The sequence below is a fragment of the Nonomuraea thailandensis genome (genome assembly GCF_024172165.1).
Taxonomy (GTDB): Bacteria; Actinomycetota; Actinomycetes; order Streptosporangiales; family Streptosporangiaceae; genus Nonomuraea; species Nonomuraea thailandensis.
In genome coordinates this window covers 4,375,088-4,395,898 of sequence record NZ_JAMZEB010000002.1, presented here as the reverse complement: position 1 = coordinate 4,395,898, position 20,811 = coordinate 4,375,088, and the positions used below count along the sequence as shown (strand labels likewise).

21 protein-coding genes are annotated in these 20,811 nt (G+C 73.3%); 14 read left to right on the top strand and 7 right to left on the bottom strand.

Features of this window, described 5'->3' with window-relative positions; genetic code table 11:
• Positions 1 to 10 precede the first annotated feature (10 nt).
• From HD597_RS23775 to HD597_RS23760, 4 genes are read left to right on the top strand one after another with little or no spacing between them, the layout of a single operon-like run.
• On the top strand, positions 11 to 583 hold the full coding sequence (locus HD597_RS23775; protein ID WP_253744899.1) for a DUF5987 family protein: 573 nt from the start codon (positions 11 to 13) through the stop codon (positions 581 to 583).
• Positions 580 to 2,217 carry an FAD-dependent oxidoreductase gene (locus HD597_RS23770; RefSeq protein ID WP_253744898.1) on the top strand — a complete coding sequence of 546 codons (1,638 nt, stop codon included), beginning with the start codon at positions 580 to 582 and terminating at the stop codon, positions 2,215 to 2,217. The genes HD597_RS23775 and HD597_RS23770 overlap by 4 nt, the downstream gene beginning before the upstream one ends.
• Before the next feature lie 10 nt (positions 2,218 to 2,227).
• Entirely contained in the window at positions 2,228 to 3,430 is a 1,203-nt protein-coding gene (locus tag HD597_RS23765; RefSeq protein ID WP_253759461.1) for a carboxymuconolactone decarboxylase family protein, read from the top strand.
• Positions 3,427 to 4,233, top strand: a complete 807-nt coding sequence (locus HD597_RS23760; RefSeq protein ID WP_253744897.1) for a TIGR03084 family metal-binding protein — start codon at positions 3,427 to 3,429, stop codon at positions 4,231 to 4,233. Before HD597_RS23765 ends, HD597_RS23760 begins: the two co-directional genes overlap by 4 nt.
• 124 nt (positions 4,234 to 4,357) lie before the next feature.
• On the opposite strand, the gene HD597_RS23755 is transcribed toward HD597_RS23760, so the two are convergent.
• Both HD597_RS23755 and HD597_RS23750 read right to left on the bottom strand, forming a co-directional pair.
• Entirely contained in the window at positions 4,358 to 4,576 is a 219-nt protein-coding gene (locus HD597_RS23755) for an EF-hand domain-containing protein (protein WP_253744896.1), read from the bottom strand.
• A 41-nt stretch (positions 4,577 to 4,617) separates the two neighbouring features.
• Positions 4,618 to 6,114, bottom strand: a complete 1,497-nt coding sequence (locus tag HD597_RS23750; RefSeq protein WP_253744895.1) for a benzoate-CoA ligase family protein — start codon at positions 6,112 to 6,114, stop codon at positions 4,618 to 4,620.
• 195 nt (positions 6,115 to 6,309) lie between these two features.
• Here HD597_RS23750 and HD597_RS23745 point away from each other — a divergent pair, with 195 nt between their 5' ends.
• From HD597_RS23745 to HD597_RS23725, 5 genes are all read left to right on the top strand, one after another.
• On the top strand, positions 6,310 to 7,332 hold the full coding sequence (locus HD597_RS23745; RefSeq protein WP_253744894.1) for a hypothetical protein: 1,023 nt from the start codon (positions 6,310 to 6,312) through the stop codon (positions 7,330 to 7,332).
• A gap of 96 nt (positions 7,333 to 7,428) precedes the next feature.
• Positions 7,429 to 8,415, top strand: a complete 987-nt coding sequence (locus HD597_RS23740) for a LuxR C-terminal-related transcriptional regulator (RefSeq protein WP_253744893.1) — start codon at positions 7,429 to 7,431, stop codon at positions 8,413 to 8,415.
• A gap of 87 nt (positions 8,416 to 8,502) precedes the next feature.
• Positions 8,503 to 10,113 (top strand): acyl-CoA carboxylase subunit beta, encoded by a 1,611-nt coding sequence (locus HD597_RS23735; RefSeq protein WP_253744892.1) that lies wholly within the window; start codon positions 8,503 to 8,505, stop codon positions 10,111 to 10,113.
• Positions 10,114 to 10,494: 381 nt separating this feature from the next.
• Positions 10,495 to 10,776, top strand: a complete 282-nt coding sequence (locus HD597_RS23730; protein WP_253744891.1) for a hypothetical protein — start codon at positions 10,495 to 10,497, stop codon at positions 10,774 to 10,776.
• An 8-nt stretch (positions 10,777 to 10,784) separates the two neighbouring features.
• Entirely contained in the window at positions 10,785 to 11,537 is a 753-nt protein-coding gene (locus HD597_RS23725; protein WP_253744890.1) for a 4'-phosphopantetheinyl transferase family protein, read from the top strand.
• A 74-nt stretch (positions 11,538 to 11,611) separates the two neighbouring features.
• On the opposite strand, the gene HD597_RS23720 is transcribed toward HD597_RS23725, so the two are convergent.
• The 3 genes from HD597_RS23720 to HD597_RS23710 form a co-directional block, all read right to left on the bottom strand.
• Complete coding sequence (locus HD597_RS23720) at positions 11,612 to 12,157, bottom strand: hypothetical protein (RefSeq protein WP_253744889.1); 546 nt, start codon at positions 12,155 to 12,157, stop codon at positions 11,612 to 11,614.
• 7 nt (positions 12,158 to 12,164) lie between these two features.
• Entirely contained in the window at positions 12,165 to 12,707 is a 543-nt protein-coding gene (locus HD597_RS23715) for a hypothetical protein (protein WP_253744888.1), read from the bottom strand.
• Positions 12,708 to 12,774: 67 nt separating this feature from the next.
• A complete protein-coding gene (locus HD597_RS23710) occupies positions 12,775 to 13,389 on the bottom strand; it encodes an isochorismatase family protein (protein WP_253744887.1) in 615 nt (204 codons plus the stop codon).
• A 437-nt stretch (positions 13,390 to 13,826) separates the two neighbouring features.
• On the opposite strand from HD597_RS23710, the gene HD597_RS23705 reads away from it, so the two are divergent.
• A complete protein-coding gene (locus HD597_RS23705; protein ID WP_253744886.1) occupies positions 13,827 to 14,978 on the top strand; it encodes an acyl-CoA dehydrogenase family protein in 1,152 nt (383 codons plus the stop codon).
• A gap of 121 nt (positions 14,979 to 15,099) precedes the next feature.
• On the opposite strand, the gene HD597_RS23700 is transcribed toward HD597_RS23705, so the two are convergent.
• On the bottom strand, positions 15,100 to 16,095 hold the full coding sequence (locus HD597_RS23700) for a prephenate dehydrogenase (RefSeq protein WP_253744885.1): 996 nt from the start codon (positions 16,093 to 16,095) through the stop codon (positions 15,100 to 15,102).
• A 162-nt stretch (positions 16,096 to 16,257) separates the two neighbouring features.
• Here HD597_RS23700 and HD597_RS23695 point away from each other — a divergent pair, with 162 nt between their 5' ends.
• A complete protein-coding gene (locus tag HD597_RS23695; protein ID WP_253744884.1) occupies positions 16,258 to 17,322 on the top strand; it encodes an alpha/beta hydrolase in 1,065 nt (354 codons plus the stop codon).
• A gap of 71 nt (positions 17,323 to 17,393) precedes the next feature.
• Positions 17,394 to 18,002, top strand: a complete 609-nt coding sequence (locus tag HD597_RS23690) for a carboxymuconolactone decarboxylase family protein (RefSeq protein ID WP_253744883.1) — start codon at positions 17,394 to 17,396, stop codon at positions 18,000 to 18,002.
• Positions 18,003 to 18,113: 111 nt separating this feature from the next.
• Here HD597_RS23690 and HD597_RS23685 read toward each other — a convergent pair whose 3' ends face one another.
• Positions 18,114 to 18,506: a nuclear transport factor 2 family protein gene (locus HD597_RS23685; RefSeq protein ID WP_253744882.1), complete on the bottom strand. Its 393-nt coding sequence runs from the start codon at positions 18,504 to 18,506 to the stop codon at positions 18,114 to 18,116.
• A gap of 187 nt (positions 18,507 to 18,693) precedes the next feature.
• On the opposite strand from HD597_RS23685, the gene HD597_RS23680 reads away from it, so the two are divergent.
• Both HD597_RS23680 and HD597_RS23675 read left to right on the top strand, forming a co-directional pair.
• Positions 18,694 to 19,257: a carboxymuconolactone decarboxylase family protein gene (locus HD597_RS23680; protein WP_253744881.1), complete on the top strand. Its 564-nt coding sequence runs from the start codon at positions 18,694 to 18,696 to the stop codon at positions 19,255 to 19,257.
• Positions 19,254 to 20,792, top strand: coding sequence for an NAD(P)-binding domain-containing protein (locus tag HD597_RS23675; protein ID WP_253744880.1), 1,539 nt, complete (start codon positions 19,254 to 19,256; stop codon positions 20,790 to 20,792). The genes HD597_RS23680 and HD597_RS23675 overlap by 4 nt, the downstream gene beginning before the upstream one ends.
• The last annotated feature ends 19 nt before the right edge of the window (positions 20,793 to 20,811 follow it).

The window sequence follows — 20,811 nt, the reverse complement described above, 5'->3', positions numbered from 1 at the left end:
GGAAGGCCCCATGAGCGCACAGCTCCCCGCGGACCACGACACGAGCGTCGTCACCACGCTCGAGGCGTTCGCCGACACGATCATCCCCGGCGCCAAGCGCGGCGACCAGGACAGGGCGGTGGCCGGCGCCAGCACCACCGGCGGCGCGGTGGCCGCGGGCGCGATGGAGCTGATCCACTGGGACGCCACCGGCATCAGCCAGAGCCTCGGCGACTACGCCCGCGCGCTGAACGACCACGCCCGCGAGCACGCCGGGCAGCACGGGCTCGACCTGGACGCCGACGTCCCGCCGTTCGTGGCGCTCAGCTTCGGGCAGCGCACCGACCTCGTCCGCGTGCTCACCGCGCCAGGCCACCCCGACAAGTCGCTGTGGGTGCTGCTGTCCCTGTTCTGCTACATGGCCTACGACTCCGCCGCGCACACGAGCACGGCCGGCGCGCTGGCCGCCGGGCATCCCGGCCTGACCTCCATGGGCCTGTCCAGGCCGGGCGCCGACGGCCTGTGGCGCTTCCCCTCCTTCTCGTACGGCAGGCCGCTCGCCGACCTCCACCCCGGCACCACCGACACAGGGAGTCCCGCATGAACAGCGTCGAGCGCACCGACGTGCTCGTGGTCGGCACCGGCTTCGGCGGCGCGATCACCGCCTACCACCTGGCCGCCGGCGGGGCCCGCGTCGTCATGCTGGAGCGCGGCCCGTGGCTGAGCACCGGCGAGTACGAGCACGACTTCAAGCTCGGCTCGTCCTACACGCGCATCTTCGACTTCACCGTCGGCGACGGCATGAGCATCCTCGGCGGCAACTGCGTGGGCGGCGGCAGCGTCGTCTACTTCGCCGCGATGCCCCGCGCGCCGCGCTTCGTGTTCGAGCGCCGCGGCAGCGTCAACCGGCGCATGTGGCCGTCGGCGATCACCCGCGACTCGCTCGACCCCTGGTACGACCGCGTGGCCGAGTCGATCGCGATCACCCGGCAGGGCTGGGACGACGTGTCGTACTCCGGCGGGCTCTGGGCCGCCGCCTGCCGCCACGCCGGCCGCACCGCCAACCCCGTGCCCGCCGCCGTGGACACCGCCGCCTGCACCAACTGCAACTGGATGATGGCCGGCTGCCGCTTCGACGCCAAGCAGTCGCTCCTGCTCAACTACCTGCCGGCCGCGCTCGCGCACGGGGCCGGGATCCGGCCGCTGCACGAGGTGCAGAGCATCGCCAAGAGCCCCGACGGCGGCTACCGCGTGCACTACCAGCTCGTCGACGCCGAGGACTACCGGATCACGGCAGGCGAGGGCTGCATCGACGCCAAGGTCGTCGTACTCGCGGCGGGCGCCGCGGCCACGCCGGTCATCCTGCAGCGCAGCGCCGCCGCGCTCGGCCCGATGCCGCACGCCGTGGGCCGCTACTTCTCCGGCAACGGCGAGCGGCTCAACACCGCGGTGCTGAACGAGGAGCGGGTACGCGAGGTGCTCGGGCTGGAGCTCGACCCGGCGGCGTTCCAGATCGGCAAGGGCCCCACGGTGGCCAACTGGGACCGCCTGGACGGCTCGCTGCCCGAATACACCCGTTTCTCCCTGGAACAGCTCTACTTCCCGCCGGGGCTCGGCACCATCCTCGCGATGCCCGGCGGCCCGGACCCGCGCTGGTTCGGCCTGGACAAGAAGGAGATGCTGAGCCACTGGCAGAAGTGGCTGATCATCTTCCAGATGATCGAGGACGACAACGAGGGCGTGTTCGGCCCGCCGCCGGCGCGCGGCAACGCCGACAGGCTCTCGCAGCAGATGCTCGGCCTCGGCACGCTCAGCTACAAGCCGACGCTCAACACCCAGGCCGCGTGGGCGATGGCCGACGCCGAGTGCAGGGACATCCTGGAGCGCGACGGCCTGGCCACCGTGACGCCGTGGACGAACGACCTGGTCGGCGCGTACACGGTGCACCCGCTGGCCTCGTGCCGCATCGGCGACGACCCGCGTACCTCCGCGCTCGACGACCGGCACGAGCTGCGCGGCCACCCGGGGATCTTCGTCACCGACGGCTCCGCCGTCCCGGCCGCGCTGACGGTGAACCCGGCCATGACCATCTCCGCGCTCGCCGAGCGCGCCGTGCCCGCGATCGTCCGGGCGGCCCGGGAACGCGGCGTCGAGGTCACCTACGGCGCGCCCGCCCCCGACGGCTCCACCGGCGGCCGTCGCGGCACCGCGCCGCTGGTGCCCGCCCTGGGAGGGTGACGTGGGCCGGATGCTCGCCCGGGTGACGGCGCGCGGCGTGCTCGCTCAGGTGCGCCACGTCTCACCGGTGCCGCCGCGCGCTGCGCGCGGGCTGGTGGAGCGGGTGTACGAGCAGCTCGTACGGGACTTCGGCATGGCCGCCCCGCCGGTGCTGCTGCACTCACCCGCGCCCGAGGCGCTGGCGGCGAGCTGGATGATGCTGCGCGAGTCCCTGCTGTGCGGGGGCGTGGCGGCGCGGGTGGTCAAGGAGGTCGTGGCGACCGAGGTCTCGGCCGCCAACGCCTGCCCGTACTGCGTGGACGTGCACCAGGCCACGCTGCGCGGCCTGCCGGGACACGACGATCCCGCGCTCGCGGCGGTGGCGGCGTGGGCCCGGACCACAGGCGAGCGGCCCGCGGCGGCGGGGCGGCCGCCGGCGCCAGGGCTGCTCGCGGCGAGGGCGTGGCCGCCACCGGGAGCCGGGCTCGCGGCGGTGGGAGAGCGGTCAGCGGCGCTGGAGTCCGAGCTCATCGCGGTGGCGGTCACCTTCCACTACCTCAACAGGATGGTGGCGGTGTTCCTCGGGGACTCGCCGCTGCCTCCCGAGGTGCCCGGCCGCGTGCGCGGGCCCGCCCTGCGGGCCTTCGGCCGCCTCATGCGCCCGGCCGCCCGCCGGACGGCGCCACCCGGCGAGTCGCTGCCGCTGCTGCCCGCCGCCCCCCTGCCGCCCGACCTGGCGTGGGCGGGCAGCGGCCCGCTGGCCGACGCGTTCGCCAGGGCGTCCGCCGCCATCGAGGCGTGCGGGCTGCGCTCGGTGCCCGCCCCGGTGCGCGACCTGGTGTCGGAACGGCTCGCGTCCTGGCCAGACGGCCCGCCCCCGCGACCGCCGGGCCGCGCCGGGCGCGCGGAGGCAAGGACTGCGGAACCTCTGGGCCGCGCCGGGCGCGCGGAGGCGAGGACTGCGGGGCCGTCCAGCCGCGCCTGGGTGGCCGAGGCGACGGCGGGGCTGCCGGCCGGGCTGCGCCCGGCCGCGGCGCTGGCCCTGCTGACGGCGCTGGCCCCGTACCAGGTGGACGACGGCGTCGTCGAGGCCTGCCGGAGGACCGGCCAGGACGACCGCTCGCTCATCGAGCTCACCGCGTGGGCCAGCCTGTCAGCCGCGCGCCGCGTCGGCGGCCGGCTGCCCGCGCTTTCTCCAGTCAACGGTTCATCGGTGGAAAGGACAGACCCATGAGCGAACTAGACGCCGTGCTCGGCGACCTGGCCTCGGACGGCGACCAGCTCGACAGCCTGGTGGCGGGCCTGGAGCCGGCCCAGTGGCAGCTCCCCACACCCGCCCCCGGGTGGACGATCGCCGACCAGATCGCGCACCTGACGTTCGTGTTCCGGCTGGCGGCCACGGCGGCCACGGACGCCGAGGCGTTCCAGGCCATGACCAAGGACGCGCAGCACAACTTCGACGGCGCGGTGAACGCCGCGCTCAAGGCGTTCGCCGACGACACGCCCGGCACCCTGCTGGCCAAGTGGCGCGCGCAGCGCGCGGCCGCGGTCACCGGCCTGGCCTCGGTGCCGCCGGACCGGACCGTGCCGTGGCTGGTCAACCCGCTGCCGCCGATCGTGCTCGCCTGCGCGGGCATCATGGAGCAGTTCGCGCACGGGCAGGACATCGCCGACGCGCTCGGGGTGCCGCTCCAGCGTGGGGCCAGCCTCCAGCACCTGGTGGTGTTCGCCGTGCTCACCAAGGACTTCGGCTACCTGTCGCGCGGCCTGACCCCGCCGCCCGGAGAGTTCCGCTTCGAGATCACCGGCCCCGCCGGCGAGCTGTGGGCCTACGGGCCGGAGGACGCGGACCAGCGCGTCAGCGGGCTCGCCGAGGACTTCTGCCTCCTGGTGACCAGGCGCCGGCACCGCGCCGACGTCGCGGTCACCGCGGTGGGCGAGGAGGCCGACCGGTGGCTGGACATCGCCCAGGCCTACCGCGGCCCCGCGGGCGCGGGGCGCCGCCCCGGCCAGTTCCCGGGCCGGCACGCGGCCTGAGAAGCCCCGGGCCGGCACGCGGCCAGAAAAGCCCTGGACGGGCACGCGGCCCGAGGAGCCGCGGGCCGAGCGGCCGGACGCCCCGCCCGGCTGCTCACGGCGCGGACCCGCGCGCACGCGCGCGTCACTTGTGCCAGGCCACCAGGAACTCCGCGAGCGAGATACGCCCGTCCACGTCGCCGTCGTGCTCGTCCGACACCTTGAAGATCGAGTCGAGCTCGGCGGCGGTGACCTCCTCGCCGCGCGAGCTCATGGCGAGCGTGAACTCCTCGCGCGTGATGTATCCGTCGGCGTCGCGGTCGAACTCCTGGAACGTGGCGGTCGGGTCGTGGAGCTCCGGCATGAGGAACCTCTTCGTTCGGGGGGTGACTACAGGGACGGATTCTAGGCGGCCAGGGCGCGGCGATCGACCTTGCCGTTGGCCGTCTGCGGCAGGCTGGGCACGAGGGTGATCTCCCTGGGGAACTTGTGCGGCGCCAGCCTGCCCCGCACGTACGCCTTCAGCTCCTCAGCCGACACGGGCGAGGTGGCGACCACGTAGGCCCGCGGCCTGCTGAGCCCGCCCGCCTGCTCGCCGACCACCACGCACTCGCGCACCGCGTGATGCGTCAGCAGGCAGTTCTCGATCTCCGCCGGCGCGATCCACACCCCGCCCACCTTCAGCAGGTCGTCGGCCCTGCCGTGGAAGCGGTAGAACCCGTCGGCGTCCCTGCTGACCAGGTCGCCGGACAGGACGGTGCGCTCGCGTACGAACGTGCGCGCCGTCTTGACCGGCTCCTGCCAGTACTCCGCCGCCACCGTGTCACCGGTGATCTCCAGCCGGCCGACCTCCCCGTCCGGGACCTCCGCGCCGCCTTCGTCCAGCACCCTGGCGCGGTAACCGGGCACCAGCTCGCCCAGCGTGCCGGGACGCACCCGCCCGGGCCGGTTCGACAGGTAGATGTGGTACGCCTCCGACGAGCCGATCCCGTCGACCACCTCCACGCCGAAGGTGTCGAGCCAGCGCCGGTGCAACTCGGGAGGCAGCGGCTCGCCCGCGGACGTGCACAGCCGCAGGCAGCTCAGGTCCTGCCTGGCGGCGTCGGGGTGGGCGAGCATCGCGCTCATCATCGTGGGGACGTTCACCAGGATCGTCGGGCGGTGCTCGGCGATCAGCTCGAAGATGGTCTCGGCCCTGCTCCGCTCGGGGAAGACCACGCCCGCCGCGCCGGCGCCGAACGGGAACAGCGCGGCCAGGTCCCGGGCGTAACCGAAGAACAGCTTCGGCACCGGCAGCACGACGTCGTCCTCGCCGATGCCGAGCACGCCGCGCGCGTACCACTCGAAGCTGCGGTGCGGGCTGCGCGCGGGCAGCACGCAGGCGCGCGGCGCGCCGGTGCTGCCGGTGGTGAACTTCCAGATCGCCGGATCGTCCGCCGCGACGGGCACCGGGTCCAGCCTGTCGGACTGGGCGCCGACGAGCGTGTCGAAGTGGTGCTCGCCGGCGCGCAGCCCGCCACGCGGGTATCCCGTCACCAGCAGGTCGCTCGCGCCCGCGGCGCGCAGGTTGTCCAGGACGGCGGGGTCGGCCAGGACGACCTTGGGCTTGGTGTAGTCGACGAAGTAGCGGTAGTCCTTGGGCCGCAGGTAGGTGTAGACCTCGGCGGTGATCGCGCCGATCTGCTGCGCGCCGTACCAGGTGGCGACGAACTCGGGGCCGTCGCCGGCCGCGATGAGGACGCGGTCGCCGCGGCGCACGCCGAGCGCGCGCAGCGCGTTGCCGGCCCGGGCGGCCAGGGACCGCAGCTCGCCGTAGCTGATCGGGCCCGCACGGGTGATGAGAGCGGTGGCGTCGGCCCGGCCTGCGCCGAGGAACCGCGTGGTGATGTTGAAGGATTCCATGCCTCCACGGTGCACGCGGGCGCCCGCGCGGCGACAGCGGCGGGCCGGGCAGCAAGCTGGGCGTGGCTGGCAGGTTGCTGTCAGCGGCGGGCTTCTCTGCGATTGCTCGATGCGGGGCGGCACGTTGACTGCCGTGGCGGGCGCCACCTGTACTGAAGGCACGCAGGCTTCCCTGTACCCGGCTGAGGAGTGGCAATGGCGTCCATGCCCGCAGGCTCGTGGTCGACCGCCGGAGTGGGCGAGGTGGTCGACTGCCTGGGCGGCGCCGTTCACCTGGCCTACGCGGAGGCGGCCGGTGGGGGCGCCGGTGAGGTCGCGGTGATCGTGGCCGGCTTCGCCGGGCACGAGGCGCGCACGCGGAGCCGTGCGCGGGCCAGGGCCGCGGCGGTGCGCGCGCTGCGCGAGCTGGCCGGGCGGCCGGACCGGGGCACGCGGCCGCGCGCCGGCAAGGAGCTGCGGCTGGACGACTTCATGGACGGCCCGCCGGAGGGCGCGGGCGTCATGCTGCCGGGCGTGGGCCTGCTGAGCGGCAACCGTTACCTGCTGCCCGCCGAGGTGGTGTGGCTGGAGCGGCAGGAGTGCCGGGTCGAGCCGGCCACGAGCGGCGTGGTGGACCACGGCGTGGCCGAGGCGATCGCGGAGATCTTCGCCCACGACGTGGTCGCGCGGTGGTGGGCCGACCCGCGCCGGCCGCTGCTGCGGGTGTCGGAGCAGCTCGACCGGCTGCTGCCGCCCGGAGTGATGGCGGCGGCCACCGGGCTGGGGCTGCGGGTGTCGGCGTTCGTGCTGTCGGCGCAGGACGCCAGCGTCGCCCTGGTGACCGTCGGCGGGGACGCGGGCGCGCTGGCCGTCGCCGCCGACCGTACGGTGAAGTCGGCGGTGAGCGAGGCGTTCCTGCTGGCCATGGCGTCCAGGGCGCAGCCGTGGCACACGCTCCCGCTGCCCGACTCGATGCGGCGCTTCGCGGTCTGGCACCGCGAGGGGGACTACGCGGCGTACCTGGAGAGCATGGCCGTCGACGCCGACACCTCGCTGGTGCACGAGCTCGGCGGGCTGCGCCCGGCGAGCTGGCCGGAGATCGCCGGGCACCGGTTCGGGCACGAGCCCGTCGCGGTGGAGCCGGAGTCCGCCGGTCAGGTGGTCAAGGTGGTGTGCCCCGGCGCGGCCTGCTACCGCGCCACCCGGTCGGCCACCGTCCTGCCCTGCCCGATCCCCTGAGCCCCATCCCCTGACACCGCACGTTGCGAGAGGACACGGCGCGTCCCGGCTCCGATGATGGTGCCAGGAGCTCCATGTGCGGGCAGGAGGTGCGCGATGGATCTCTCGGTCATAGGCATCACCCCGCAGGCGGAACAGGTCTACCGCTTCTTCCTCAAACACAAGGGCGAGGGCGTCGGCTCCGTGCCGGAGGCGCTCGGCATGGACCCCGACACGGTCGAGGAGGCCGTGGACCTGCTCGGCAGGCTGTCCATGCTCGATCTCACCGACCGCTACCGCGTCACCGCCACCGACCCGCGCGTCGCCATCGAGCGCCTGGTGGAGCAGCGCCTGGAGGAGCTGAACGCGGAGATCCGGCGGGTGTTCAGCGCCCGCGACGCCATCTCCTCCTTCCAGGACGACAAGCGGGAGGGCGACAAGGTCGCCTCGATCCTCGACATCGAGCGGGTCGAGGACGGGGCACGCGTCCGCCAGCGCCTCGACGACCTGGCCTTCTTCTGCTACAAGGAGACGCTCTGCCTGCACCCGGGCGGCCCGTTCACCGAAGTGATGATCGAGTCGGCGCTGCCGCTCGACCAGCGGTCGCTGCGCCGCGGGCTGGCGCTCAAGCAGATCTTCCACCCCAAGGCGATCGAGGATCCACGCATGCTGTCGTACCTGCGCGAGCTGGTCAACCTCGGCGCCGAGATCCGCATCACCGACCAGCACATGGACCGCATGCTGATGTACGACCGCAGCGTGGCCGTCGTGCCCATCGACCCCTCGCACCACTCCGCGGGGGCGCTCCTGGTGCGCGAGCCTGGGCTGATCTCCCAGCTCTACATCTACTTCGAGGGCCTGTGGAAGGGCGCCGTCGAGCTGCGCCACCACCTCGACCCGCCCGACGAGGAGCCGGCGCTGTCCCAGATGGAGCAGCGGATCCTCACCGTGATGGCGACGGCCGACAAGGACGAGATCGCCGCCCGCGAGCTCGACATCTCCGTACGCACCTACCGCCGCTACGTCGCCGACCTCATGGCCAGGCTCGGCGCGAACAACCGCTTCCAGGCGGCGCTGCGGGCCAAGGAGGAGAACTGGATCTGACGGTGCGGTCCGGCACACGAAGAGGTGACACCAGGCGCGCTCCGATCTTTCACTGAAGGAATCGGAGACGCCTGTTAGGAGAAGACGATGAGCATCTCTGAGCTGGACATCACCGCAGAAGAACTCGAACGGGCCGTACGGCCGGCGCCCCCCTCGATGGACCGGCTCCGTGACGACCTGGGCAGGCTGCGCCAGGACGTCGCCGACGGCGACCACCGGGGCGTGGAGCGGCAGCGCGCCCTGGGCAAGCGCACCGCGCGCGAGCGGCTGGACCTCCTGCTGGACGAGGGCTCGTTCGTCGAGCTCGACATGCTGCGCAGGCACCGCGCGCAGGGGCTCGGCATGGAGCGGCAGCGGCCGCACACCGACGGGGTCGTCACCGGCTCGGGCACGATCGACGGCCGCCGCGTGTTCGTCTACGCGCAGGACTTCACCATCTACGGCGGCTCGCTGGGCGAGGCGCACGCCCTGAAGATCCAGAAGGTGATGGAGCTGGCGCTGTCCACCGGCGCGCCGTTCATCGGGCTGAACGACAGCGGCGGCGCCAGGATCCAGGAAGGCGTCCTGTCGCTGAACGGCTACGGCGGCATCTTCCAGCGCTACGTGCAGGCGTCCGGCGTGATCCCGCAGATCAGCGTGGTGCTCGGCCCGTGCGCCGGCGGCGCGGCCTACTCCACGGCGCTGGCCGACTTCACGTTCATGGCCGGCGACACCGCCCAGCTCTACCTGACCGGGCCCGACGTGGTCGAGGCGGTCACGGGCGAGCGGGTGACGCACGCCGAGCTCGGCGGCGCCCAGGTGCACGGCAGCCGCTCGGGCGTGGCCACGTTCGTCCACGACGACGAGGAGGAGTGCCTGGCCTCGGTGCGCGACCTGCTGTCGATGCTGCCGAGCAACAACCTGGGCCGGCCGCCCGCCGGGCCGCCCTGCGGCGCGGCCACCGACCTGCGTCCCAGGCTTGCCGAGATCGTCCCCGCTGAGCAGAACAAGTTGTACGACATGCGTGAGGTGCTGGCGGAGCTGGTGGACGACGGGGAGTTCCTGGAGACGCACCGGAACTGGGCGGGCAACGTGATCTGCGCCTTGGCCAGGATCGACGGTGAGGTGGTCGGCGTGGTCGCCAACCAGCCGACGGTGCTGGCCGGTGTGCTCGACGCGAAGGCCGCCCAGAAGGCCGCGCGGTTTGTGCGATTCTGTGATGCCTTCTCCATCCCGCTGGTGACGCTCGTGGACGTGCCCGGCTTCCTGCCCGGCAAGGACCAGGAGTACGAGGGCGTCATCAGGCACGGCGCCAAGCTGCTGTACGCCTACTGCGAGGCGACGGTGCCGCGCATCTCCGTCATCGTCAGGAAGGCGTACGGCGGCGCCTACATCGTCATGGACTCCCGCTCCATCGGCACCGACCTGTCGCTGGCCTGGCCGACCAACGAGGTCGCCGTGATGGGCGCGGAAGGCGCCGTCAACATCATCTACCGCAGGCAGCTCGCCGCGGCCGCCGACCCCGTCACCGAGCGCGCCGAGCTTCTCGAACGCTACAAGCGCGAGCTCATCCACCCCACCTACACCGCCGAGCGCGGGCTCGTCGACGACGTGATCGATCCCGCGGAGACCAGGATGGCGATCGCCCGCGGCCTGGCCATGCTGCGCGACAAGCGCAAGCACAGCGCGCCGCGCAAGCACGGCAACGTCCCGCTCTGACCCTGCCGGCCCCGTTCGGCCCGCATTTCGGTCCGCTCTGACCCTGTCAGCCCTTACCGGTTCGCTCTGACCCTGCCGGCCCTCCCCGGCCCCGCCCACCGGCGGGGCTGACGGCCGCGCCTCCAGCCCGGCCTCGGTGTGACCGAGGCCGGGCTTTCGCGTGCTCGCGAGCTTCCGCGACGGGCCCCGTTCCGACCCCTCCCGGCAGGCCGCTCAGGGCCTGTCTGACAGCATGCGGTGCCCGGCATGCAGCTTCCTGCCTCCCCGACGCCTCGATCGGCAGCCTCCGCGACCGCACAGTGGAGCTGTGAAGAGATGGCTCAGAGCAGGGAGGCCCGACATGAAGCGCACTTTCCTCCGCAGACGGAGGTGCATGCCGCCATGGTGATCCAGCTGACGATGCGCCAGGCGCACGGCCTGCCGCTGCCGGCCTCGCCGGTGGACGGCATCCGCATCATGGCGCTGTTGCCCGCCGGCTGGCACAAGGACCTCGCGCAGGCCACCGGCGCCATCGTCATCCGCGTCCGCCCCGACGAGCCGCTCACGAGCGCGCAGGTGGGCGAGCGGGTGCGGGAGATCCTCGCGAGCCCGGAAGTGGACCGGTGGGAACTGGTGGGCTGCCACCGCCTTGTCACGCGTAACGCCAGGGAGGACGACAGATGATTGCTTCGGTGCTGACACAGGGACAGTGCCAGATCTGGTGGGCGGGTCCGGACGACCGGACCGAGGAGAGCATGGCCGTGGTGCTGAGCGAGCGCGAGCTGGGCAGGGCGGCCAGGTTCCGCCGCCCGGCCGACCGCCGCCGTTTCGTCACGGGAGCGTGGCTGCTGCGGACGGCGAGCGCCGCCCAGCTCGGCACCAGCCCGCAGGAGGTGGCCGTCGACCGTTCCTGCCCGGATTGCGACCGCTATCACGGCAAGCCCGAGCTGAAGGGCGACGGCGCCCACCTGCACGTGTCGATCTCGCACTCCGGTGACCGGGTCGTGGTGGCGCTGACCGAGGAGGGGCCGCTGGGCGTGGACGTGGAGGCCGTTCCCGCCGAGCCCGTGGACGACCTGGCGCGCTGCGCGCTCACGGCGTGGGAGCAGGCCCAGCTCGAGTCGCTGCCGCGGCACGAGCGCTACGAGGCCTTCGTCCGGCTCTGGGTGCGCAAGGAGGCGGCACTCAAGGCGACCGGGCACGGCCTGCGGGTCTCGCCCAAGGACGTGGAGGTCAGCGGGCCCTTCGCCGAGCCGGCGCTGCTGAGCTGGCCGCTCGACATCCCTCCCGCGCACGTGCGCTTCCGCTCGCTGCACCCCGGTGACGGGTACGTCGCCACCGTGGCGGTCATCACCGAGGAGAGCGCCGTCACGGTCGCCGAGAGGAGGGCGCTGCCGGGGCGCACGACGCGCGTGGCGGACGACGCCCTGCTCGTGGCCGCCTGAAGGCGAGAGGCCCCGTCCCTCCCGCTGTCACGAAGGCGTGGCAGCCGGAAGGCGGGGCCTGTCCGTGCACGACGTCACGGACGGGTGGCAGGCGGGGCCGGGGTGCGGCGGGGACGCCTGCCGTACAGGGACCACAGGATGGCCGCCGCGGCGGCCAGCAGCAGGGCCCGGAACATCCACTCGCCGGAGCCGCCGGGCCCGTACACGCGGGCCGGGGCGCCCACGTCCACGGCGGGAACCGGCAGGCCGGCCCGGTGCGTGGTGCGGTCGCTGCCGTACAGCTCGACTCCGCGCAGCAGGACCGTCCCGCCCGCGGAGGCGAAGTCGCCGGTCCACACGCACGACTCGTGGCCGGGGTGCTGAACACAGCTCAGCTCCCGCGGCACGAAGCGGCCCGCCTGGCCGTCCGCGAACGCGGCGCTCACGACCGTGCCGGCGTTCTGCGCGCCCAGGAAGACCAGCAGGCCCGCGAAGAGCGTGAGCGTCACGGTGAAGACGGACAGGCGCGCCCGCCTGGCCGTCACCGGCGTCGTCACCGGCGGTGTCTCCGGCGTCGTCTCCGGCGCAGTCACCTGCGGTGTCCCCGGCGTCGTCATGGGCGTCGTCATGGGCGTCGTCATCTGCTCGTCACCAGCTCGGCGCCACCGCGCACGTGCAGCGCATGCGGGCGCCCTCCGGCACGCGGGGACGCCGGTGCAGCAGCACCGCCACCACCATCGGGGCGAACACCAGAGCGTTGTAGAACAGGTGCAGCTCCATGCGCGGCACCAGGAGCTGGATGAGGCTCGTCGGCGCGGGACGGCCCAGCAGGTTCGCGCCCGCCAGCGCCTGGACCAGCAGGAGCAGATGCTCCAGGTGGTGCCAGACCTGGATGCCGAGCGAGACGTTCCACCACGTGCGGGACCTGCCGACGAACCCGCCCCGCAGCAGGACCAGGCCGATCAGCATGACCAGCGCGTACCCGTAGTGCATCCACTCGGAGGAGACGAGCCACGGGAACGGCACGCCCAGCAGGCCCCGCGCCTCCTTCAGCGGCCAGCCGAGCGCGTACACCTGGACGGCCTGCGCGATGTGCTCGCCCCAGTGGGCGACCACGATCACCATGAACGCTCCGAGCGCGGCCTTGTGATGCCGCGCGTTGAGACCGGCGGGCGCCGCTTCCGTGAGCATGCGCGTACCTCGATTCTGACCTGGGGATCTTCACCCCAGCCTGAATCGAGGTACGGGACGTGGCATCTCAGAGCGTGCGCAATTGGGTCAGGAGCTGCTTGGTGGTCATTGTGACGCCGCAGGAGCCGGCCACGAAGCGGAGCGTCTGCAGGTGCTCGGCAGCGGTGCGGTCCGCGATGGCGTCGGCCACGATGTAGGGCTGGACGTCGTGGGTGAAGGCGTCGAGCGCCGTGGCCAGCACGCCGGCGTGGGCGTACACGCCCGCGATGACGAGCTGGTCGCGGCCTGACTCGCGCAGCCGCCACAACAGCGTGGACTCGTGGAAGGCGCTGTACCGCTTCTTGGCGATGAGCCAGTCGTGCGCCCTGGGCGCCACGCACTCGGGAAAGCGCCGCTGCGCGGGATCCAGCCGCAGCCCGCGCTCCTCCTGGAAGTCCCTGAGCAGGCCCTGCTGCTGCTCGGTCATGAGGCCGGGCTGCGCCGCGTACGCCACGGGCATGCCCGACCGCGTGCACTGCTCGCGCAGCTCCGCCACGTTCCTCAGCAGGTCGCGCAGCGGGGCCTCGCCGTGCGGGAAGGCGTCCAGCACGCTGTTCCGCATGTCGAGCAACAGGAGCACGGCGCGCCGCGGATCGGGCGTCCACGGCGGAGTGTTCTCGGGCAGCTCGCCCGTGTCCGGCATCGGATAAGGCTCGAATTCCGCAACAATCGTCATGTCAGTTCACCCGTCGAATCTCGACTTTCTTTCATGATCGCCCTCAGGTGAATGCCGCGGAAGGGTGGTACGGCGGCAGGAAGCTGCCTTCCTGTCGCCGTTTCCTGCCAGCCTAGAAAGGCAGCTTCCTACCGGCGGGAGTGCGCAGGTCGGGCTGGGCGGGCGTGGGCTTCTTGGTGGGCTTGGAAACGCGAATACGTCGCATGATGAACTCCGTTCGGATTCCCCTGTCAGCGACGGTAACCGCCCGCGCGAATGCGGTGTTCTCATGCCGTGCCCGGCGCCGAAGAGCGCAATTCAGGAGATGTACGCGCGGCGGGGGAGTGCGAGCCTCGGTTGACGACGGCACGCGGGGCTCCGGCGGCGGTGGCGACGCGATCCCTGGCGGCCGACGAGGAGGCGCGATGCTGAATCTCCCGACGCCCAGCGGGGCCGAGCTCGTCGCCCGCGCGGCCGACCTGGCGCGGGCGCTGCGCGGCAGGGCGGCCTGGGCCGAGCGCAACGGCGCGCCGCACGCCGAGACCGTCGAGGCCATGACGCTGGCGGGCGTGTTCCGGTTGTGCGTGCCCGCCCGCTTCGGCGGCTACGAGGCGGACGCGGCCACCGTGGCCGCGGTCGCGGCCGAGCTGGCCAGGGCCGACGGCGCCGCCGCCTGGGCCGCCGCGGCCTCCTGGAGCGCGGCGTGGGCCTGCGCGATGTTCCCCGGCCAGGCGCAGGAGGACGTGTTCCACGGCGCGGACGTGCGCATGTGCGGCACCCTGCGCCCCACCGCGATGGCCTTCGAGACCGGTGACGGCATCGAGATCAACGGCAGGTGGGGGCAGATCGCCGGGGCGGCGTACAGCCAGTGGCAGCTCATCGCCGCGATGCGGGTGGGCGCCGACGGCAGGCCCACGCACGTCCTGGCCCTGGCCCGGACCTCCGACCTGCGGCTCGTGGACGGGTGGGACGCCCCGGGGCTGCGCGGCTGCGGCGGCGCCGGCCTGGTCGCCGACCACCTGTTCGTCCCCGCCCATCGCGTGCTGCCGCTGCGTGATGCCCTCCGGGGCGCCCCGCCGCGCGCGCCGCTGGTGCCGTTCGCCTCCGTCTGCGCCGCCGGCGCGGCGCTCGGGCTCGCGCGCGCCGCCAGGGAGGCGTTCTCCGAGCGCGTCACGTACGGGCGGCTCGCCGACACCGACTACGAGAGCCGGGCCGCCGCGCCCATGACCCACCTCCAGGTCGCGGACGCCACCATGAAGATCGACGAGGCGGACTTCCACACGCGCCGCCTGGCCGCGCTCATCGACGGCAAGGCGGCGCGGGCGGAGCCGTGGAGCCTGGCCGAGCGCGCCAGGGCGCGGGCGGAGGCGGGGGAGGTGTGCAGGCTCGCCAGGCAGGCGGCCGACACGCTGGCCGCGTCGGGTGACGAGACGTCGATCCGCGACGACGAGCCTCTTCACCGCATCGCCCGTGACCTGGCCACCATGTCCCTGCACAGCCTGACCCACCCCGCCACCGGCGCCGAGCTGTACGGCCGCACCCTGTGCGGCCTTCCCCCTCACACGCTCTACGTCTGACCCGGCACACCGCACCCACCAGCACGCGCGCCCGGCATGGGGCCGGTCCTGGCGTGGAGCCGTCCGTCGTGGGTGGTCCGGGGCGGGCGGGCTCGTCCGGTGCCGGGCGCGCGTTCCCGGCTCAGCCGGTGGCCGCGGTCTCGTGCCTGCCGCGCGGGCCGCCCGCCGTGCCCGGCCACGAGCTGACGATGCGGGAGCGGCCCGCGTTGCCCGCCCCGAGCACGTCGGTGAGCGCGCGCAGGCGGGCCGGGTCCCCGGAGCGCAGCGCGGCCACCACGGAGCTGAGGTCGCCGGCGACGGCTTCCAGCACGTCGGCGACGGGCTCGGCGTTGTGCTCCAGGATGTCGCGCCACAACCCGGAGGGCCCGCCCGCCACGCGCGTGACGTCCAGGAGCCCGCGCCCGGCGAGGATCAGCGCCGCCTCCCCCGAGCCGGCGAAACGCGCCGCCAGCGACGACGACACCACGTGCGGGGCGTGCGACACCGCGGCGGCGGCCCGGTCGTGCGCCTCCGCCTCCATCGGCACCACCCGCGCCCCGCACGTGCTCACCAGCGTCGTCACGGCCCGGACAGCCGGCGGCGACAGCGCCGGATGGTGACACACCGCCCAAGCCCGCCCCTCGAACAGGTCCGCGCTCGCCGCGCCGGGCCCGGACGACTCGCGCCCGGCCATGGGATGCCCGGGAACGAAGGACGTCAGGTCGCACCCGGCCGCCTCCGCCCCCGCGAGCAGCCGTGCCTTGACGCTGGCCACGTCCGTGTAGAGCACGCCGAGCCCGTGCTCCTGCGCCCACCGCAACACCGGCACGACGGTGGAGGGCGGCGTGGCGATCACCACCACGTCCGCAGGCCCCCGCCCCCAGGGCGCCTCCACGCTCAACGGCCCGCCTGCCCCCAGCGGCCCGCCCGCGATCGACGGAGCCTCCCGGGTCAACGGCACGCCCGCGCCTCTGCGTACGGCCGTTTCCACCGCGCGCGGGTCGCGGTCGGCGAGTGCCACGCGCACGCCGGCCCGCCGCAGGGCGAGCCCCACGGACGTGCCGATCAACCCGCACCCGATCACCGTGACCTTGCGGACCGCCCACCCGGGCGTCGTTGAGGTGCCAGATCCTGACATGGCAGTACCTTCCCCTGACGTGGCTTCACGCTCCCGACCATGGTGCGCGCCCCCCACGCCGGCGGGCAGCGGCCCGCCGGGTCCCCTTGCTGCATCGGGGCGGCACCTTCCTGCCACGCCGGGCCAGGGCGGCACCACCCCGCCCCGGCCTACGCTCCCGGCATGTCCTTCCACGAGCTGCTGACCAGAACCGTCAGGGCCCCCGACCGCGTCATCCGCTTCGGCCCGCACCCCGACCAGGTCATCGACGTCTACCTCCCGCCGCGGGAGAGCGCACCGGCGGTGGTCCTGCTGCACGGCGGCTTCTGGCTGTCCCGGTACGACAGGGCGCACACGCGCCCCATGGCGGCCGCGCTGGCCGCCATGGGGCACCCGGTGTACGTGCCGGAGTACCGCAGGCTCGGCCAGGCAGGCGGCGGCTACCCGGGCACCTTCGACGACGTGGCCGCCGCGGTCGACCGCGTCACCGCCGAGCGGCGGGAGAGCGGCGGGATCGTCCTGGCCGGTCACTCGGCGGGCGGGCAGCTGGCCCTGTGGTCGGCCTCGCGCCACCGCCTGCCCGCGTCCTGCCCCTGGCACGGCGAGCCCGCCATCGACGCGGTGGTGGCGCTGGCGGCGCTGTCGGACCTGGGGGAGGCGTTCGCCGCGGGCCTCGGCGACGGGGCGGCGGCGCGTCTGCTGGACGGCCGCGCCGAACTCCTCGACCTGACCGACCCCGTACGGCTGCTGCCCCTCGCCCCCGAGACCCGGCTCACGGTCGCCTCCGAGTCCCGGCTCACGCTCGCCCCCGAAGCCCGGCTCGCGCTCGTGCACGGCGCCCGCGACCGGCTCGTGCCCGTGGACATGAGCCGCAGGTTCGCCGCACGGACGGGCGCCGCACTCACCGAGATCGAGGACGCCGGGCACTTCGCCCTCATCGACCCGCACTCCGCCGCCTGGCCCGCGGTGACGCGCGCCCTGACGCGGGCCCTGACGACCGCCGTGACGACCGCCGTGACGACCGCCGTGACGACCGCCGTGACGACCGCCCGGCCATCTCTGGAAGCCGCCAGGCAGCCCACGGAGCCCGTCAGCTCACCCGTGGGCCCCGTCACGTCACCCGTGGCGCCCTCCCGGCCGCTCCTCACCCCGGCCCGGCCGTCGGCCGGCTGGCAGGAAGCGGCCAGCGGCCTGCACGTTGATGGCCGCGCACGACCTGCCCCAGCGGAGGTGACCACCGCACACTGAAAGTGCCGGACATCGACGAATCCGAAAGGGACAAAATGACGAACGTTGCTTTTTTGGATAAGCCCAATACCGTGAATTGGCCACCGCGCCGGCGGGATTTCGTCAATCACGCGGGCGGCAGCTCCGCACACATCACGTTACGTACGGACGAGCCGGGAATCCGCGGCCTGTTCCGCTACCGGCCGGAGGCCGCGCAGCCGCTGACTCTGCTCTCCGAAGTGCTCCTGTGCGGCGACGGCACGCTGACGCGCGGCGAGCGCGAGCTGATCGCGGCGCACGTGTCGTCGCTCAACCGCTGCCGCTTCTGCTACCACACGCACGCCGCCTTCGCCGCAGTCCGCGTCCCCGGCGGCATGGACCTGGTCGACCAGATACGCGCCGACCCCGACAACGCCCCCGTCCCGGGCAAGCTCAGGGCGCTGCTGGCGATCGCGGCGGCCGTGCAGCGCAGCGGCCAGGACGTCACGCCCGAGCACGTGGACACCGCCAGGCGGGAAGGGGCCACGGACGAGGAGATTCACGACACGGTGCTGATCGCGGCGGCGTTCTGCATGTACAACCGCTACGTGGACGGCCTGGCCACGCTGGCCTGCGACGACCCCGAACACTACGCCGAGCGGGCGCGGCTCACCGGAGGGTACGTGGCGACATGGACCGACGAGCTGGAGGAGGCCTGCTGAGCCGCGACGGGAGCTCGGCGACCGGCCACGGAACAGCCACGCAGAACGGCCACGAAGAGGGCCCTGGAGGGGGCCGGGGCGCGGGCTCCGGAGGGCGCCCGCGCCCGCCCGTCAGGCGAAGAACTCGTCCACGGAGTAGGGATCGTACGGATAGCTCGTCCGCTCGCTGATCTTCCCGCCGGCCAGCCGGAAGAGCTGCAGGCCGTGGTCATCGAGGGTGCGGCCGTCACGCTCACCACGGATCGACAGCACCGCGGCCACGCGGTCCCCGCCGACGAGGTACTCCTCCGGCTCCAGCCGCAGCCCGCCCGTGGCGGCCTCGGCCAGCCGCGCCAGGTAGCCGAGCACCTCCTCCTTGCCGCGGTAGTCACGGGCCATCGGGCCGCGGCCGGGAACGTGGAAGACCACGTCGTCGGTGAGGAGGTCTCGCAGAACGTCCAGGTCGCCCTTGGCGAGAGCGTCGTAGAAACCGCTGGCGACAGTGATGCTGGAATGTTCGGTCATGGATTCCGTCCCATCGCAAACAGGGCTTATGAGCCGTTCGCGACCTTACGCTGCGTAGATCCACAAAACAAGAAGGCGTCCGAAATAGGCGCATAAATGAGGAAAAGGGGGACGTTGACAGTGAAGAAGCCGCGACCCGATCATGCAGGAGGTGACCGACCGGACCGGCCGAAATTGAGGAGCATTAATGCCCCATATCGCCATCGATTCTGGTGAGCCCGGAATTCGCGGCCTCTTCGCGTTCCGCCCCGAGACCGCGCAGCCGCTGAACGCCCTGGCCGAGGTGTTGCTCCGCGGCGACAGCACGCTGACGCGCGGCGAGCGGGAGCTGATCGCGACCTACGTGTCAGGGTTGAACGAGTGCCGCTTCTGCACGGCCTCGCACGCCGCGTTCGCCGCCGCCCAGCTCCCCGGCGGCATGGAACTGGTCGACCGGGTCCGCGCCGACGCCGCCGGCGCGGAGATCTCGCGGAAGCTCAAGGCGCTGCTGGCGATCGCCGCCGCCGTCCAGCGCGGCGGCCGAGAGGTCACCGGCGACCTGGTCGAGGCCGCCAAGTCGGAGGGTGCCACCGACCTGGAGGTTCACGACACGGTGCTGATCGCGGCGGCGTTCTGCATGTTCAACCGGTACGTGGACGGCCTGGCCACGCACGCCCCCGACGACCCCGCCGTCTACGCCACGGCCGCCGAGCGCGTCGTGACGTACGGTTACGGCCATCCCGCCCCCCAGCAGGCGGGACACGCCGGGTGACGCACGACCACCGCTACCTGATCATCGGCGCCGGCCCCGGCGGGCTCCAGCTCAGCCACTTCCTGCAGCGGGCCGGGGCCGACTACGTCACCCTGGAGCGGGAGGAGTCGCCCGGCGGCTTCTTCCGCCGCTACCCGCGCCACCGCCGGCTGATCTCGCTGAACAAGGTCCACACCGGCGAGAAGGACCGCGAGATCCAGCTCCGCTGGGACTGGAACTCCCTGCTCAACGACGGCCCCGAGCTGGCGTTCCCGAGCTACTCGCAGGAGTACTTCCCGCACGCCGACGACCTGGTGCGCTACCTGGCGGACTTCCAGCGCGTGCACGGCCTGCGCGTGCGCTACTCCACGCCGGTGCTGCGGGTGGAGAAGGAGGGCGGCCGGTTCGCCGTCCACACCGGCGGCGAGGTCTACCGCGCCGACTGCGTGATCGTGGCGACCGGCTGGGGCGGCCCGCACGTGCCCGCCATCCCCGGCATCGAGCTGGCCACCGGCTACGAGGACGTGCCCGCCGACGGCGCCGGGTTCACCGGGCAGCGGGTGCTGATCGTCGGCAAGGGCAACTCGGCGTTCGAGACGGCCCAGGCGCTGCTGCCGTACGCGTCGGTGATCCACCTGGCCAGCCCCAGCCCGGTACGGATGACATGGGCCAGCAAGCATCCCGGGCACGTGCGCGGGATGTACGGCGCGCTGCTGGACAGCTACTGGTTCAAGACCCTGCACGCCGTGCTGGAGTGCACCGTGGACCGGATCTGGCGTGAGGACGAGGGGTACCGGGCCGCGATCACGTACACGCTGGCCGACGGCGAGCAGGCGGTGCTCGACTACGACGCCGTGCTGCGCTGCACCGGTTTCACCATGGACGCCGGGCTGTTCGCCGAGTCCTGCCGGCCCGATCCGGCCCCGAACGGGCGCATCCCGGCCATCCGCCCCGACTTCCAGTCGGCCAACGTCGACGGCCTGTACTTCGCCGGCACGCTCATGCAGGCCCGCGACTTCAAGCGCGCCTCCTCCGCGTTCATCGACGGCTTCCGCTACAACCTGCGCACGCTGGCCGCGCTGCTGTGCGAGCGCTACGACGGCGTGCCGCTGCGCTCGCGCGAACTGCCCGCCGGCGCCGGCGCGCTGACGGACGACGTGCTCGGCCGCGTCAATCACAGTTCGGCGTTGTGGACGCAGTTCGAGTACCTGGCGGACGCGTACGTGATCGACGCGGGCGGGCAGGTGGCGCGGCACTACGAGGACCTGCCGGAGGACTACGCCGTCTCCCGCTTCGCCGCCGAGGACCTGCTGCTCACCGTCACCCTGCGCTGGGGCCCCCGCGACCGGCACCCCGACGTGTTCGCCATCCGGCGGCACCCGACGCCCGACCGCGCCGACGAGTGCGCCTTCCTGCATCCCGTCGTCCGGGTCTGGCGGCGCGGCGAGCTCACCGCCGAGCGCCACCTGCTGGAGGATCTGCAGGCCCGCTGGCAGGACCCGGTACGCCACGCCGCCCCGCTGCGCTCCTTCCTGTCCGAGCACCTGCCGGCCTGACCGGCCGAGTCCCCGTACG